The following is a 15,076-nucleotide window of genomic DNA, read 5'->3' on the forward strand; positions in this document are numbered from 1 at the left end:
ATCACGCAACACCCTTCCTTCACAGTGGATGCATGAATCGAGACATGTCTGATGTGAGGCGCACGCGGGACGGACGCCCCGTGCACCACTGGCGACGGGACGTCGTCGAACTCGCCGCCCTGTTCACGGCCGTCGCGGTGGCGGACGCGGTGGCGAACCTGATCGGGCACGGGCCCGACGGCCCGGCGCTGCTGGTGATCGCGGCCCTGGTGCTGGCGGCGACGGCCGGCTTCCACGTGTGGTGGGCCAGGCGCCCAGGTCACGCACCTCCGGTGACCGATACCGATACCGGCGCCCGGCCGGCCGTCACCAAGACGCGGCAGGCCGGGCCCGGTACGGAGGCCCCAACGGCCGAAGGCGCGCACCGCACACTGTGGCGGCTGCGCACGACCGTACGGGACGAGCCCGGTTCGCTGGCCGCGCTGTGCACCGCGCTCGCCGGCCACTCGGTCGACATCCTGAACCTGCAGACGCATCCGCTGGCCGACGGCACGGTCGACGAGTTCCTGCTGCGGGCCCCGGGCCTGCTGACGGCCGGTGAGATCACCCGGGCGGTCGCGCTGGCCGGGGGCACGGACACCTGGATCGAGCGGGCCGACGCGCACGATCTGGTGGACGCCCCGACCCGGGTGCTGGGTCTGGCGACCCGAACCGCGCTGGACGCGGCGGAACTTCCGCTGGCCCTCCGGCAGTTGTTGGGAAGGTGCACGATCCGCTCACTCCCCGCCCATCCGGTCGGCGGGGCCCGGAGCCCCGAGACGGTTCCCGTCGAAGGGGTGCTGGAGGACACCGTGATGCGGCTGCGCGCACCGGAGGGTGGAGTGATCACCGTGGAGCGGCCGTATCTGCCGTTCACGCCGACCGAGTTCGCGCGGGCGCGCGCGCTGGTGGAACTGGACGCCCGGCTCGGTCCGCGCATCCCGCGCAGTCAGGACGTGATCTCCCTGCCCGAGGGCAGGGAGATCACCGTACGCCGGGCCGACACCGGTGACGTGGCGGCCGCGAAGGCCATGCACGAGCGCTGCTCGGCACGGACCCTCGGGCTGCGCTACCACGGCCCGGTCGGGGACGCGGACCGCTATCTGAACCACCTGCTCAGCCCCCGCTTCGGCCGGACGCTGGCCGTGCAGACCGCCTCGGGCCGGATCGTCGCCCTCGGGCATCTGCTGTGGGACGGGGACGAGACGGAGGTCGCGCTGCTCGTCGAGGACGACTGGCAGCGGCGCGGGATCGGCGGCGAGTTGCTGGGCCGGCTGGTGGGCATGGCCGTCGAGGCGGGCTGCGAGAGCGTGTACGCGGTGACGCAGGCGTCCAACACCGGGATGGTGGCGGCGATGCGGGGGCTGGAGTTGCCGCTGGACTACCAGATCGAGGAGGGGACGCTGGTCATCACGGCCCGGCTGGCGGCGGTTCCGGCGGAGCCGGGGGATGCCGTGCCTGCCATGGGGTGGCTTTCCGGTGCGGGTGAGGCTGGGAAGGCCGAAGCGCCGTAGGGCTCAGGGGCGTCTCACGACTGCGGGTGCGTGGGGGCTGGTTGCGCAGTTCCCCGCGCCCCTTTCGGGGCGCTCAGATGTCCCCCAGTGCCCGGTCCAGGTCCGCCCACAGGTCGTCCACGTCCTCCAGGCCAACCGACAGGCGCAGCAAGCTGTCGCTCACCCCGGCGTCCCGGCGGTCCCCGGCGTCGACGACGCGGTGACTGATGGAGGCCGGGTGCTGGATGAGGGTGTCGACGCTGCCGAGGCTGACGGCCGGGGTGATCAGCCGTACCCGGGAGACGACCTCGTGCGGATCGCCGTACACCTCGAAGGCGATCATCGCGCCGCCCAGGCGCGGGTAGTGGGTACGGGCGACGCGCGGGTCGGCGGTGAGACGGCGGGCGAGTTCGGCGGCGGTGGCGGAGGCGGCCCGGACCCGTACCGGGAGGGTGGACAGGCCGCGCAGCAGCAGGTAGCCGGCCAGCGGGTGCAGCACGCCCCCGGTCGCGAAACGTATCTTCCTGAGCTGCCCGGCGAACTCCTCGTCGCAGGCGACCACCCCGGCCAGCACGTCGCCGTGGCCGCCGAGGTACTTGGTGGCGCTGTGCAGCACCAGCCGGGCGCCGTGTTCGGCGGGGCGCTGGAGGACGGGGGTGGCGAAGGTGTTGTCGGCGAGCAACGGGACCGTGCCGCAGGCGTGGGCGACGGCCCGCAGGTCGAGTTCGGCGAGGGTCGGGTTGGCCGGGGACTCGACCAGTACCAGGCCGGTGTCGGGGCGCAGCGCGTCGGTGATGCCCGCCGGGTCGGTCCAGGTGACCTCGGTGCCGAGGAGACCGGCGGTGAGCAGGTGGTCGCTGCACCCGTACAGGGGCCGAACGGCGACGACATGGCGCAGGCCGGTCGCCGCGCGGGCCAGCAGCACGGCGCTCAGGGCGGCCATGCCGCTGGCGAAGGCGACGGCCGACTCGGTGCCCTCCAGGCGGGCCAGGGCGGTCTCGAAGCGGGCGACCGTCGGATTGCCGAGCCGCCCGTAGACCGGCGGCCCGGCCGGGTCCGCGCCGTCGGTGGCGAAGGCGTCGATGCGGGCGGCCTCGGCGCGGCTGTCGTAGGACGGGTAGGTGGTGGACAGGTCGATCGGCGGGGCGTGCAGTCCCTGACGGGCGAGGTCGTCGCGGCCGGCGTGCACGGCCTCGGTGGCCAGGGCGCGCGAGGCGCCGGGCAGTCGCGTCGCGCCGGCGCGGAGGTTCACCGAGCCGTCGTGGGCGATCACTGAATCGTCGTAGGTGCTCGTCGAGTCCATGCCCGAAGGGTGAACATCGAGCGGGGTACGGGAAGCGAACAGCGTGCTACGTTCGCCGAATGGCCGAATCTGTCGTACTGGATCCGGTCGATCTGCATCTGCTTCGGCTGCTGCAGAACGACGCCCGGACCACCTACCGCGATCTCGCCGCCCGGGTGGGCGTGGCGCCGTCCACCTGTCTGGACCGGGTGACCCGGCTGCGGCGCTCCGGAGTGATCCTCGGGCATCGGCTGGAGCTCGATCCGGCCAAGCTCGGGCGTGGCCTGGAGGCGTTGCTTTCGGTGCAGGTGAGACCGCACCGGCGGGAGTTGGTGGGGCCGTTCGTGGAGCGCATCAGGGCGCTGCCGGAATCTCGGACGGTGTTCCATCTGACCGGTCCAGACGACTACCTCGTGCATGTGGCGGTGGCCGACATGGCGGACCTGCAGCGACTGGTCCTGGACGAGTTCACGTCCCAGCGCGAAGTGGCCCGGGTGGAGACCCGGTTGATCTTCCAGCAGTGGGAGTGCGGTCCGCTGCTCCCGCCTACGCCGTCAGCTCAATCCCAGTGACGTGCGGCGGCCCGCCGTACGAGGATGGACCGCATGTCACAGACCAACAGCCCGCTGCCCCGCCAGGTCGCCGACACCTTCGTCGACGAGCTCATCGCCCTCGATCCGATCACCGGTACGTTCCTCGGCGTCAAAGAGAGTTCGAGTCGTCTGCCGGACACCTCGCCGGCCGGCGGCGAGGCGCTCGCCCGGCTCCAGCGTGACACGCTCGCCAAGCTCGACGAGGCCGAACGGCGGCCCGGCGCGGACAGTGACATCGAGCGTCGCTGCGCGCGTCTGCTGCGTGAGCGGCTCACCGCCTCCCTCGCCGTGCACGAGGCGGACGAGAGCCTGCGTTCCGTCAGCAACCTGAGCTCGGCCGCGCACGCGGTGCGTCAGGTGTTCACCGTGACGCCCACGGCCACCGAGGAGGACTGGGCGGCCGTCGCCGAGCGGCTGCGCGCCGTGCCGGCCGCGCTGGAGGGCTACCGGCAGTCCCTGGAACTCGGTCTGGAGCGGAAGCTGTACGCGGGCCCGCGCGCCACCGCCACCTTCGTCGGACAGCTCGGCGAATGGACCGACGCGGGCGACGGCCGGGGCTGGTTCGAGCAGTTCGCCGCGGCCGGGCCCGAGGCACTGCGCGCCGAGCTGGACGAGGCCGCCCGCGCCGCCACCCAGGCTGTCGCGGCGCTGCGCGAGTGGATGCGGGACGTGTACGCGCCGGCGATCGAGGGCGCCCCGGACGTGGTGGGCCGCGAGCGTTACGCCCGCTGGGTCCGCCACTACAACGGCACCGACCTCGACCTGGACGAGGCGTACGCGTACGGCTGGGCCGAGTACCACCGGCTGCTCGGCGAGATGAAGACCGAGGCCGAGAAGATCCTGCCCGGCGCGGCCACGCCGTGGGTGGCGCTGGCGCACCTGGACGAGCACGGCAGCCACATCGAGGGCGTCGAGGAGGTCCAGCGCTGGCTGCAGTCCGTGATGGACGAGGCCATCGAGAAGCTGGACGGCACCCACTTCGACCTGGCCGAGCGGGTCCGCCGCGTCGAGTCCCGGATCGCTCCTCCCGGCAGCGCGGCGGCGCCGTACTACACGCCGCCGTCGGACGACTTCTCGCGCCCGGGCTGCACCTGGCTGCCGACCATGGGCCAGACCCGGTTCCCGGTCTACGACCTGGTCTCGACCTGGTACCACGAGGGCGTGCCCGGCCACCACCTCCAGCTGGCGCAGTGGAAGCACATCGCCGAGAACCTCTCCCGCTACCAGGCCAGCGTGGGCATGGTCAGCGCCAACGCCGAGGGCTGGGCGCTGTACGCGGAGCGGCTGATGGACGAGCTGGGCTTCCTCACCGACCCGGAGCGCCGGCTCGGTTACCTGGACGCGCAGATGATGCGCGCCGCGCGGGTCATCATCGACATCGGCATGCACCTGGAGCTGACGATCCCGGACGACTCCCCCTTCCACCCCGGGGAGCGCTGGACGCCGGAGCTGGCGCAGGAGTTCTTCGGCTCGCACAGCAGCCGCCCGGCGGACTTCGTGGAGAGCGAGCTGACCCGTTATCTGTCCATGCCGGGACAGGCCATCGGCTACAAGCTGGGCGAGCGGGCCTGGCTGCTGGGCCGGGAGCAGGCCCGCGAGCGGCGCGGCGACGCCTTCGACCTCAAGGCCTGGCACATGGCTGCCCTGTCCCAGGGGTCACTGGGTCTGGACGACCTGGTGGACGAACTGTCGGCGCTCTGACGGCAGGGGCCTGTGCCTGACGCGCCGTAGCCCCGAGCGGGCGCCCGCCGTCAGTGGGCGCCCGGCGGCGGCCGCCACCGGGTTGGCGCGGTCTGCCGTTCGGGGGTGCTCCGGTGGCGGTGGCCGGTGGCAGGAGGCTTGCTGGTGCCGGGGGCCACCGGACACAGGAAGCGAGCCGCGGATGCAGACCTCCACGACCCCACGACGGGAGCCGTTGCAGACCCCACGCGCCGCGGGCGTGGCCGGGATCGTGTTCGCGCTGCTGCTCGCCGCCGCCATCGTGCTCATCCGGCTCGGCATCCCGCAGGGTGCCGACGCGGTCACCACCCAACAGCCGGATCCCACCCGGCGCAGCGCCGTCCACGCGGCCCTTCTGCTGGTGCCGTTCGCCGGCATCTTCTTCCTGTGGTTCGTCGGCGTCGTCCGCTCGCACGTCGGCGAGGCCGAGGACCGGTTCATGGCCACCGTGTTCCTCGGCAGCGCCGTGGTCTTCACGGCCACGATGTTCGCCGCCGCCGCGGTGGCCTCGGCCTTGCTCGACACCGCCCATCCGGCGGGTACCTCGCCCTCCCGGCCCACCTGGGACTTCGGCCAGCACCTCGCCTACACGCTGATGATCGGCTACGCGATGCGGATGGCGGCCGTCTTCGTCTGTTCCACGTCGGTGATCGGACACCGCCTGGGCATCCTGCCGCGCTGGCTGACGCTGCTGGGCTTCCTCACCGCGCTGGTCCTGCTGTTCGTCTCGGCAGCCGTGCCCTGGTCGGAGCTGGTGTTCCCGGGCTGGTCACTGCTGCTCAGTCTGTACATCCTCGTGGTGAGCCTCCGCCGCTCCGCCGCTGCCCCGGCGCCGGCGTCCTGAGGGCTCACCCGATCGGAATGCCCCGGCGCGCGGTGGCACGCGTGGGCGCCCATGCTGGCGTGCGGGGAGTTCTCCGTCGTCCGAGACTGAAGCCACGGACTGGCGGTACGCACGACACCTGGCCACCGGAAGGGCGGAGCCATGATGCGCCTTGTCGTCGATCTCAACAGATGCCAGGGATACGCGCAGTGCGCGTTCCTCGCCCCGGACGTCTTCACCATGCACGGCGAGGAATCGCTCGTCTACAGCCCACACGCCGAGGAGGAGCAGCGGGAGCGGTTGGCCCGTGCCGTCGCCGCCTGCCCGGTGCAGGCGATCACCGCCGACGGCCTGGACGGGGCCGTGGGAGGGACGTCCGATGGCGCCCGCTGACTATCTCGACTGGCTCCGGCGGGAGGGCCGGATCGTGATCGTGGGTGCCTCGCTGGCCGGGCTGCGCGGCGCCGAGACGCTGCGCGCCGAGGGCTTCACCGGGGAACTCACCATGATCGGCGACGAGCCCTACGAGCCGTACGACCGGCCGCCGCTGTCCAAGGGGGTGCTGCTCGGCAAGGCGTCCCCGAACCACACCGAACTGCCCCGCCGCCGGGAGATCGACGCGAAGTGGCGGCTCGGGGTCGCGGCGACCGGTCTGGACATCGAGGCCAGGCGGGTACGGCTGGCCGACGGCGACGAGGTCGAGTACGACCGTCTGCTGATCGCGACCGGAGTGAGCGCGCGGCCCTGGCCCAAGGAGGACGAGGCCCGGCTGGACGGCGTGTTCACCCTGCGCACCCGGGACGACGCGGCCGCGCTGCTGCGGCGGCTGAAGGCCGGCCCGCGCCGGGTGTTCGTGATCGGCGCCGGGTTCACCGGTTCGGAGATCGCCTCGGCCTGCCGGGAGCACGGCATCGAGGTCACCGTGGCGGAACGGGCGGGCGCGCCGCTGGTGGGCGCCCTGGGCGGGGTGATCGGCGCGGTCGCTGCCGACATGCACCGCGAGAACGGGGTGGACCTGCGCACCGGGGTGATGGTCACCGCGCTGGAGGGCGACTCGGCCGGCCGGGTGCGCGCCGTCCATCTGTCCGACGAGAGCATCGTCGAGGCGGACGTCGTGATCGTGTCGCTCGGCGCGAGCCGCAACACCGGCTGGCTCACCGGATCCGGTCTCGGCGCGGGCCCCCAGGGCATCGCCTGCGACGCGGGCTGCCGTGCCTTCGACTTCCGGGGCATCGTCACCGACGACATCTTCGTCGCCGGCGATGTCGCCCGGTCCCCGCACGCCCTGTTCGGCTATCAGTTCCTCTCCCTGGAGCACTGGGGCAACGCGGTCGCGCAGGCCGAGATCGCCGCGCACAACATGATCAGCCCGAGCGCCGAGCGCAGGCCGCATCTGTGGGTGCCGGCGTTCTGGTCGTCCCAGTTCGGCGTGAACATCAAGTCCGTCGGGGTGCCGCCGATGGGCGAGCAGATCATGATCACGCAGGGCTCGCTGGCCGAACGCCGGTTCGTCGGGGTGTACGGCTACAAGGGCCGGACGATCGCCGCGGTGAGCTTCGACAACACCCGGTGGCTGGAGTTCTACCAGCGGCAGATCGAGAAGGGCGCGCCGTTCCCGGTGGAGTTCCCGACGGTGGACCGCCGACCCGAGGGCCGGGTGCCGGTCGACGCGGACTTCCCGGACCCCGCGCTGCCCACGCACGGTCCCATGGTGACCCTCAGCGGTTACTCGCCGACCGACCAGCAGCTGGTCTTCCACCCCGCCCGCCACTGACCGCGCCCGGCCCCGACGCCCGAAGGACCTGTCATGCCGCAGACCTCGCTGTTGCACCAGATCACCGACTTCGCGAACCGCGCCAACCCGTACCCGGTGTACGAGGAACTCCGCAAGACGCCGGTGCTGCACGAGGAGGACGACGGTCCCTACCTCATCAGCTCCTACCACGACATCGAGGCCCTGCTCCACGATCCGCGGATCAGCTCAGACGAGTCCAACGTGACCGCCGGCGGGCACGACGACCTGTCCGGTCCGGAGGCGACGGGACTGCCGCCGAGCTTCATCCGGCTCGACCCGCCGGAGCACGACCGGCTGCGCAGGATCGCCAACAGCTCCTTCGGGCCACCGCACCGGCCGCGCCGGATCGACGACATGCGGGGCCAGCTGGAGGAGATCGTCACCGGTCTCATCGACGGCCTCGGGGACGCCCGGGAGATCGACCTCGTCGACCAGGTCGCGTACCCCTTCCCGGTCACCGCGATCTGCCGGGTGCTCGGCGTGCCGCGCGAGGACGAGCCGCGCTTCCGGGCCTGGGTCGACCCGATCGTCGCCGGCCTGGACCCCGACAGCCGTACGGCCGCCGACTCCCAGCGCACCGCGCAGGAGGCCCGGTTGCAGCTCGGCATGTACCTGAACGGGCTGGTGGAGCAGCGCGCCAGGGAACCCCGTGACGACATGCTGTCCGACCTGGTGCACAGCAGTGGTCCGGACGGTTCCATGACGACCATGGAGGTACTGAGCACCGCGGTGCTGCTGCTCATCGCCGGCCATGAGACGACCGTCAACCTGATCACCAACGGCATGCTCACGCTGCTGCGGCACCCGGAGGTCCTGGAGCGGCTGCGAAACGACCCGGGCCTGTCGGTGCGGATCGTGGAGGAACTGCTGCGTTACGAGCCGCCGGTGCAGCTCGTGCCGCAGCGCACCTGCATCGCCGACATCGAGGTGCGCGGGGTGACCATTCCCAAGGGTTCGCGCATCTGGCTCGTCCTGGGTGCCGGCAACCGGGACCCGGAGCGGTTCACGGACCCCGACCGGTTCGACCCGGACCGCCAGGACATCCAGCACCTCGGCTTCGGCAGCGGCATCCACAGTTGTTTCGGCGCCCCGCTGGCCCGCATCGAAGCCCAGCTCGCGCTGGCCCAGCTGGCCCGTCGGCTCGACAACCCGCGGCTCGTCGAGGACCCGCCGCCCTACCGTCCGAACGCGGTGCTGCGCGGTCCGCGCCACCTCAAGATCGCGATCGACGGGGTGCGGTGACGGGTGAGCTGAGGGGTCGTCAGGCCTCGACCCTGCGCAACCGCACCAGGCCCAGCCAGGTTTCCGGGCCGGGCCTGGTGTAGGCGGCGTGCACCTCGTAGGTGCCGGGCTCCAGCGGGACCCGCAGATGGTCCCCGCCCTCCGCCTCGCCGCCCGGCCAGGCGGAGTCGAACAGGACGACGGGGCCCGGCACCTGCCAGCGGATCTCGTTCTCCCACACGGCGCTGTCGAGCGCGGCGGGGACCTGGGCCAGCAGCTCGTCCTCGGAGTTGGCGGCGGACCAACGTATGAACGTGCCGTGGTCCGGCAGGAAGGACGTCGAGGCGGGTTCGTCGCCGAGGACCAGGGCCGCGCTGTCCCCGACCGGGAGCAGTCCGACGTAGCCGTCGACCTCGCAGGCCCGGTCGTAGTCGGTGGCCAGGTCCTCGCTGTCGGCTCCGGCCCAGAACGGCAGGACCGTCTCCGGGACCGCCACGAGCGGGCCGCCGCCCGACTCCACCCACTCCACCGCGCCTGGATCCGCATAACGAGTCATGGGGTGAACCTACACGTACAGCGACAGCACAAGTTCGCCCCAGGGAATCAGCAACCGCAGTCGCCCTCGACGGGTGCGGTCAGCGGGTCCGGAGCCCGGCGCGTATGGCCCTGCCAGGTCTCGAACTCGAAGCCCTCACGCACCCAGTACTCGAACCCGCCGAGCAACTCCTTGACCCGGTAGCCGAGTTCGGCCAGCGCGAGGGCGGCACGGGTCGCCCCGTCGCAGCCGGGACCCCAGCAGTACGTCACCACGGGCACCTCCTTGTCGAGGAGCCGGGCCGCCTGCTCGGGGATCAGCGCGGTGGGCAGGTGGACGGCGCCGGGGATGTGGCCCTGGTCCCAGGACTCGGTGGAGCGGGAGTCCAGGACGACGAAGCCGGGGTCGCCGTCGGCGGCGAGGGCGGCGGCCACGTCGGAGACGTCGGTGTGGAAGACGAGGCTCGCCCGGAAGTAGTGGGCGGCCTCGGCGGGCGCGGCGGGGGCGACGCGCAGGACGGGGTTCACGGTGGTGGCGGTCATCTGGGGCCTTTCACTGGCCAGCGGTGCGGCGGATCTCCATGTCCGGAAATCTACGGCCGGTGACCGTTCGCCCTGAAGGTACGATCCCCGGCCCGGGCCTTGTCCGGCCGGGGATTCCCTGTTATCCATCCGCCATGACCGTGTTTTCCCCGGACGCCACCGACTGGCGCATCCTCGACGTCCTCCAGCGCGAGGGCCGGGCCAGCTTCGCCGAGCTGGCGCGTGCCGTCGCGATGTCCCCGAGCGCGGTGACCGAGCGGGTGCGCCGCCTCGAGGAGGCGGGCGTGATCCAGGGGTACGCGGCCGTGGTCGACCCGGAGCGGCTGGGCCTGCCGATCCTGGCCTTCGTCCGGCTGCGCTATCCGAACGGCAACTACCGGCCGTTCCACGACTTGGTCGCCGCCACCCCCGAGATCCTGGAGGCGCACCACGTCACGGGGGACGACTGCTTCGTCATCAAGGTCACCGCCCGCTCGATGCGCCACCTGGAGGAGATCTCCGGCAGGATCGGCACCCTGGGATCGGTGACGACGAGCGTCGTCTACTCCTCGCCCCTCCCCCGCCGCGCCATCGGTACCTAGACTCCGCGCCGGTGCAGCGTCGAGCCCGATCTGCCCTTCGCCACCTCCAGTTGGGCGTGGATACGGCGGCGCAGGTCCGGGACGTGGCTGACGATGCCCACGCTGCGGTCGCGTTCGCGCAGCGAGTCGAGGACGTCGAGGACCTCGTCCAGGGTCTGGTCGTCGAGGCTGCCGAAGCCCTCGTCGATGAAGAGGGTGTCGAGCCGGACCCCGCCGGCCTCGTCGGTGACGACGTCGGCGAGGCCGAGGGCGAGCGCGAGGGAGGCGAAGAAGGTCTCGCCGCCGGACAGGGTGGCGGTGTCCCGCTCGCGTCCGGTCCAGGCGTCGACGACGTGCAGCCCGAGGCCGCTGCGGCCGCGTCCGGTGCGGTCGTCGGAGTGGACGAGGGTGTAGCGGCCGGAGGACATGCGGTGCAGGCGTACGGTCGCGGCGGCGGCGACCTGTTCCAGGCGGGCCGCCAGGACGTACGACTCCAGCCGCATCCGGCGCTCGTTGTCGGCGGAGGTGCCGGCGGTGAGGGCGGCGAGCCGGGCGACCCGCTCGTACTCCTCGCGCAGCGGCGCGAGGCGGCGCACGCCCTCGGTCGCGCGGGCGGACAGCCGGTCGAGCTCTCCACGGCAGCGGTCGGCCCGGTCCCGGGCGGACGCGGCGTCACGCAGCCGCCGGGCCGCCGTGGCGGCGTCGCGTTCCGCCGCCTCGAGGTCGGCGGGCGGCTGCTGGGCGGCCGCCGCGGTGTCGGCCTCCGCCAGTACCGCGCGCACCGCGGCCTCCTCGGACTGCCAGTCGTCCAGGCGCCGTTGGAGTTGGCGGTGGGCGGTGTCGTCGAGGAGGGCGGCGGCCGCGTCCTGCGGGGTGTCGAAGCCGGCCCGGAAGGCGGCGTCGGCGAGCCGGGCGTCGGCGTCCTTCAGATGCCGGGCGGTGTCGTCGGCGGCGCGGGCGGCGTCGGCGGCGTCGGTGAGCAGCGCCGCCTGCCGCTCCAGCTGCGCGGCCCGGGCGGCGACACTGACCGCACCGCCCCGCGCCGTGTCCAACTCCTCCTCCAGAGCGGCCAGTTCCGTGTCGAGGCTGTCCTTCCGGGTCAGCCGGGCGGCGGCCCGGACCTCGGCCTGCTGCCGGCCGGCCAGCCGGCGCTCGCGCTCCCGCTCGGCGAGCCGCAGCTCCTCCTGCGCCGCGTGCAGGTCGGAGGCCCCGCGCCGGGCCCGGGCGTACTCCTGCTCCAACTCATCGGCCTCGGAAGCGAGTTGACCGGTAGGTGTGTCGGTCGCCTCGGCGGTGGCGGCGGCCAGTGCCTCGCGGACGGTGGCGAGGCGCCGCTCGTCCTCGGCGCGCTGTTCGTCGGCGTGCTGGTAGGCGGCGAGCGCCCGCTCCTCCGCCTCCCGGTCGACATGCCCCGCGAACTTCCTTGCGGGCGCCGGATGTTCGGTTGACCCGCAGACCGCACAGGGTGCGCCGTCGGTGAGATCGGCGGCCAGCTCGGCGGCGATGCCGTTCAGCCGCTGTTCCTTGAGGTCGAGCCAGTGGGCCCGCGCGTCGACGGCCCGCCGCGCGGAAGCCAGGGCCCTGCGCTGGGCCTCGTCCGTGTCCCGGCCCAGCTCGTCCCGCAGCCGCGCCGCCGCCAGCCGCCGGCGGGCGGGATCGCGCTGGACGGCCAGCTGCTCGGCGCGGGTCGCGGCCTCCTGGGCGGAGTCGATCCGGGTCTCCAGGCCCGCGCGCACGGTGTCCCAGTCGGCGAGCCAGCCGGCGGCCTCGCGCAGGACGTCCTCGTCGTCCCGCTCCTGCCGGTCCAGGCGCCCGCGCTCGTCCACGACCTCGGCGAGCCGTCGCTCGGCCCGGCGCGCGGCCTCCAGCCCGCCCAGCTCCTCGGCGGCCCGGCGGGCAGCGGTGACGAGCCCCGCCGCACCGGCTCCGGCGAAGGTCTCCGGCAGCAATGCGCGCGTGCGTGCCTCGGCGGCGGCCGCCTCCCGGTGCCCGGCCTCGGCGGCGTCCCGCAGCTCCAGCGCCGGCGCCACCGCCGCCGCCTGCCGCCCCCGCTCCATCCGCGCCTGCGCCGCACGATGGTCCCCAGCCCGCTCCTCCAGCCGTACGGCCCGCTCCCCGGCCTCGGCGAACCGGCCCTGCAACCGTGCCAGTTCACGGACGCCGGCCAGTGCGCGGTCGGCGGCGAACTGGGCGGACTCGGCAGCGGTGAGGCGGCAGTGGGCGACGGTGAGGTGCTCGCGGGCGGTGCTGCGGGCGACGGCGGCGGCGGTGAGGACGGCCTCGGCGAGACCGGGCTCGCCCGGGGACAGCTCCGGCAGCTCCATCGCGTCGCCGGCTTCCTGCTGCATGCGGTGTGCGTCGGCCAGCAGCGCGGAGTCGCCGTCCCGTACCCGGGCCTCGGTCGCCTTCCGGCGCTCGGCGAGGCGCTTCTCGACGTCGGCGAAGCGCTGGGTGTCGAAGAGGCGGCCGAGCAGCTGGCCGCGGGCGCCGGCGTCGGCGCGCAGGAAGCGGGCGAAGTCGCCCTGGGGCAGCAGGACGACCTGGCAGAACTGCTCGCGGCTCATGCCGAGCAGCTGGCTGACCTCCTCGCCGATCTCCTGGTGGGAGCGGCTGAGGTCCTTCCAGGCGCCGCCCGTGGCGTCGTACTCGCGCAGCCAGGTCTGGGCCTTGTCGAGGGTGGTGCCCAAGCCGCGTTTCTTGGGGCGCTCCCAGGGCGGCTGCCGGGTGATCTCCAACCGGCGTCCGCCGACGGTGAGTTCGAGGCGGATCTCGGTGCGGGTGGCCGGGTCGGCGTGGTCGCTGCGCAGGGATGTGCCCTGGCCGCTCTGGCGGGCGCCCGGGACGGTGCCGTAGAGCGCGTAGCAGACGGCGTCCAGGACGGAGGTCTTTCCGGCGCCGGTCGGGCCGTGCAGCAGGAAGAGCCCGGCCGCGGAGAGCGCGTCGAAGTCGACGCTCTGGGTGGCGCCGAAGGGGCCGAAGGCGGTGATGTCGAGCCGGTGGAGCCTCACTGGGTGGCCTCCGTGGTCCGTCGCGCGTACGTCCTCACCGCGCCACCTCCCGTACCGCGGAATCGGCCTGCACGGCGTCGAACGCCTCGCCCAGCACGGTCAGTTCCCGCTGGTCGGGGCCCGCGCCGCGGACATGGGCGACGAAGTCCTCGGCGATCTGGCGGTCGGTGCGGCCGGCCAGGCGGCGGGCGTAGGTCACGTCGGGGTCGTCCGGGGCGCGGTCGGGGGCGAAGACCAGGCTGAGGGTGTGCGGGAAGCGGTCGGTGAGGCGGGCCATGGGGTCGGCGGGTCGGACCGGGTCGGTGAGGGTGGCCTCGATCCAGGCGTCCTCGTGCCGGGTCAGGGCGGGGTCGGCGAGCAGGTCGTCGAGCGTGCCGCGGATACGGGCCAGCGCGCGCGGGACCGGGCAGTCCAGGCGCTCGGCGGTGACGGCACCGTCGGCGGCCAGGTCGACGAGCCACATGCTCTTGCGGTGGTCGGCCTCGGAGAAGGAGTACGCCAGCGGGGAGCCGGAGTAGCGGACGCGCTCGGTGAGGGTCTGGCAGCCGTGCAGGTGGCCCAGCGCGACGTAGTCGACGCCGTCGAAGACTCCGGCGGGGACGGCGGCCACCCCGCCGACGGTGATGTCCCGCTCGCTGTCGCTGGCCTCGCCGCCGGTGACGAAGGCGTGCGCGAGGACCACGGAACGCGTGCCCGGCGGGCGGGCGGCGAGGTCGGCGCGGACCCGGTCCATGGCGGCGGCCAGCACCGGCTCGTGCCCGGCCTTCTCGACGGCGAACTCGTCCTTCACCAGAGCGGGTTCGAGATACGGCAGGCCGTAGAAGGCGACGTCGCCGAAGGCGTCGGCGAGCACGACGGGCGTGCCGCAGGCCGTCGGCTCGGTGCGCAGATGGATGCCCGCGCGGTCGATGAGACCGGAGCCGACGCCCAGGCGGCGGGCCGAGTCGTGGTTGCCGGAGATCATCACCGTGGGCACGCCGAGGTCGGCGAGCCGGTGCAGGGCGTCGTCGAACAGCTCGACCGCGGCCAACGGCGGGACCGCACGGTCGTACACGTCTCCCGACACGACCACGGCGTCGATGTCATGTTCACGCACAGTGGTGACGAGGTGGCCGATGAAATCGGCCTGGGCGCCGAGCATGTTCACCCGGTGGAAGGTGCGGCCGAGATGCCAGTCGGAAGTGTGCAGAATTCTCAAGACGCTGCTCCGACCTGCATGTTTCTCCCTATTTCGCCCCTGGCCACAGCACCGAACCAGCACGGTTCCCGCTCTCCGCACCGACCACGCTAACGCCTGTCAGCACCTGGTCCATCACGGGCCTCAGTCTGCCACCGGCTGACCCGCCGCCTGGGACACGTCCGCGGCGTGTGGGCTGCGGGAGCCCTTCGCAACGTCGGGGCAGGACATACGGACGCCGGCCTCGCCCGTTCGCGGACCGGACGAGCGGCGGGGGGGGCCCCCGGGCAACGCGGGGGGGCGGCCGGGGGCGCGGGGGGGGGACGCCCAGCGGCCAGCGGGGGGGGAT

At 73.2% G+C, this 15,076-nt stretch carries 13 protein-coding genes; 8 read left to right on the forward strand and 5 right to left on the reverse strand.

The features are described 5' to 3' along the window. Nucleotides 1–44: 44 nt before the first annotated feature. Complete coding sequence (locus ABZ642_RS41040) at nucleotides 45–1,493, forward strand: GNAT family N-acetyltransferase (RefSeq protein ID WP_360495011.1); 1,449 nt, start codon at nucleotides 45–47, stop codon at nucleotides 1,491–1,493. 73 nt (nucleotides 1,494–1,566) lie between these two features. Here the strand turns inward: ABZ642_RS41040 and ABZ642_RS41045 are convergent, their stop codons facing one another. Then, entirely contained in the window at nucleotides 1,567–2,775 is a 1,209-nt protein-coding gene (locus tag ABZ642_RS41045; RefSeq protein WP_360495014.1) for a PLP-dependent transferase, read from the reverse strand. 59 nt (nucleotides 2,776–2,834) lie between these two features. Here ABZ642_RS41045 and ABZ642_RS41050 point away from each other — a divergent pair, with 59 nt between their 5' ends. The 6 genes from ABZ642_RS41050 (at nucleotide 2,835) to ABZ642_RS41075 (ending at nucleotide 8,926) form a co-directional block, all read left to right on the forward strand. Then, entirely contained in the window at nucleotides 2,835–3,326 is a 492-nt protein-coding gene (locus tag ABZ642_RS41050; protein ID WP_351733861.1) for an Lrp/AsnC family transcriptional regulator, read from the forward strand. Between the two features lie 33 nt (nucleotides 3,327–3,359). Further along, complete coding sequence (locus ABZ642_RS41055; protein ID WP_360495017.1) at nucleotides 3,360–5,048, forward strand: DUF885 domain-containing protein; 1,689 nt, start codon at nucleotides 3,360–3,362, stop codon at nucleotides 5,046–5,048. A 181-nt stretch (nucleotides 5,049–5,229) separates the two neighbouring features. Then, the gene (locus ABZ642_RS41060; RefSeq protein ID WP_360495019.1) at nucleotides 5,230–5,910 is read left to right on the forward strand and encodes a hypothetical protein; all 681 of its coding nucleotides are present in this window, start codon (nucleotides 5,230–5,232) and stop codon (nucleotides 5,908–5,910) included. Between the two features lie 144 nt (nucleotides 5,911–6,054). After that, nucleotides 6,055–6,282, forward strand: coding sequence for a ferredoxin (locus tag ABZ642_RS41065; RefSeq protein ID WP_360495046.1), 228 nt, complete (start codon nucleotides 6,055–6,057; stop codon nucleotides 6,280–6,282). Beyond that, a complete protein-coding gene (locus tag ABZ642_RS41070; RefSeq protein WP_360495022.1) occupies nucleotides 6,269–7,663 on the forward strand; it encodes an FAD/NAD(P)-binding oxidoreductase in 1,395 nt (464 codons plus the stop codon). The genes ABZ642_RS41065 and ABZ642_RS41070 overlap by 14 nt, the downstream gene beginning before the upstream one ends. Before the next feature lie 33 nt (nucleotides 7,664–7,696). Further along, nucleotides 7,697–8,926, forward strand: coding sequence for a cytochrome P450 (locus tag ABZ642_RS41075; protein ID WP_360495025.1), 1,230 nt, complete (start codon nucleotides 7,697–7,699; stop codon nucleotides 8,924–8,926). 19 nt (nucleotides 8,927–8,945) lie between these two features. On the opposite strand, the gene ABZ642_RS41080 is transcribed toward ABZ642_RS41075, so the two are convergent. Together ABZ642_RS41080 and ABZ642_RS41085 are read right to left on the reverse strand one after the other, a co-directional pair. After that, entirely contained in the window at nucleotides 8,946–9,461 is a 516-nt protein-coding gene (locus ABZ642_RS41080; RefSeq protein WP_360495028.1) for an immunity 21 family protein, read from the reverse strand. Nucleotides 9,462–9,508: 47 nt separating this feature from the next. Continuing rightward, complete coding sequence (locus ABZ642_RS41085) at nucleotides 9,509–9,982, reverse strand: rhodanese-like domain-containing protein (RefSeq protein WP_360495031.1); 474 nt, start codon at nucleotides 9,980–9,982, stop codon at nucleotides 9,509–9,511. Between the two features lie 134 nt (nucleotides 9,983–10,116). Between ABZ642_RS41085 and ABZ642_RS41090 the strand changes: the two genes are divergently transcribed. Then, nucleotides 10,117–10,563 carry an Lrp/AsnC family transcriptional regulator gene (locus tag ABZ642_RS41090; protein ID WP_360495034.1) on the forward strand — a complete coding sequence of 149 codons (447 nt, stop codon included), beginning with the start codon at nucleotides 10,117–10,119 and terminating at the stop codon, nucleotides 10,561–10,563. Here the strand turns inward: ABZ642_RS41090 and ABZ642_RS41095 are convergent. Next, a complete protein-coding gene (locus ABZ642_RS41095) occupies nucleotides 10,560–13,550 on the reverse strand; it encodes an SMC family ATPase (RefSeq protein WP_360495037.1) in 2,991 nt (996 codons plus the stop codon). The two genes, ABZ642_RS41090 and ABZ642_RS41095, sit on opposite strands and share 4 nt — an antisense overlap. Before the next feature lie 34 nt (nucleotides 13,551–13,584). Further along, nucleotides 13,585–14,748, reverse strand: a complete 1,164-nt coding sequence (locus tag ABZ642_RS41100; RefSeq protein WP_360495040.1) for an exonuclease SbcCD subunit D — start codon at nucleotides 14,746–14,748, stop codon at nucleotides 13,585–13,587. Nucleotides 14,749–15,076: the final 328 nt, after the last annotated feature.

Origin of the sequence: Streptomyces sp. NPDC007157 (assembly GCF_040634235.1) — a bacterium.
Lineage (GTDB): Bacteria > Actinomycetota > Actinomycetes > Streptomycetales > Streptomycetaceae > Streptomyces.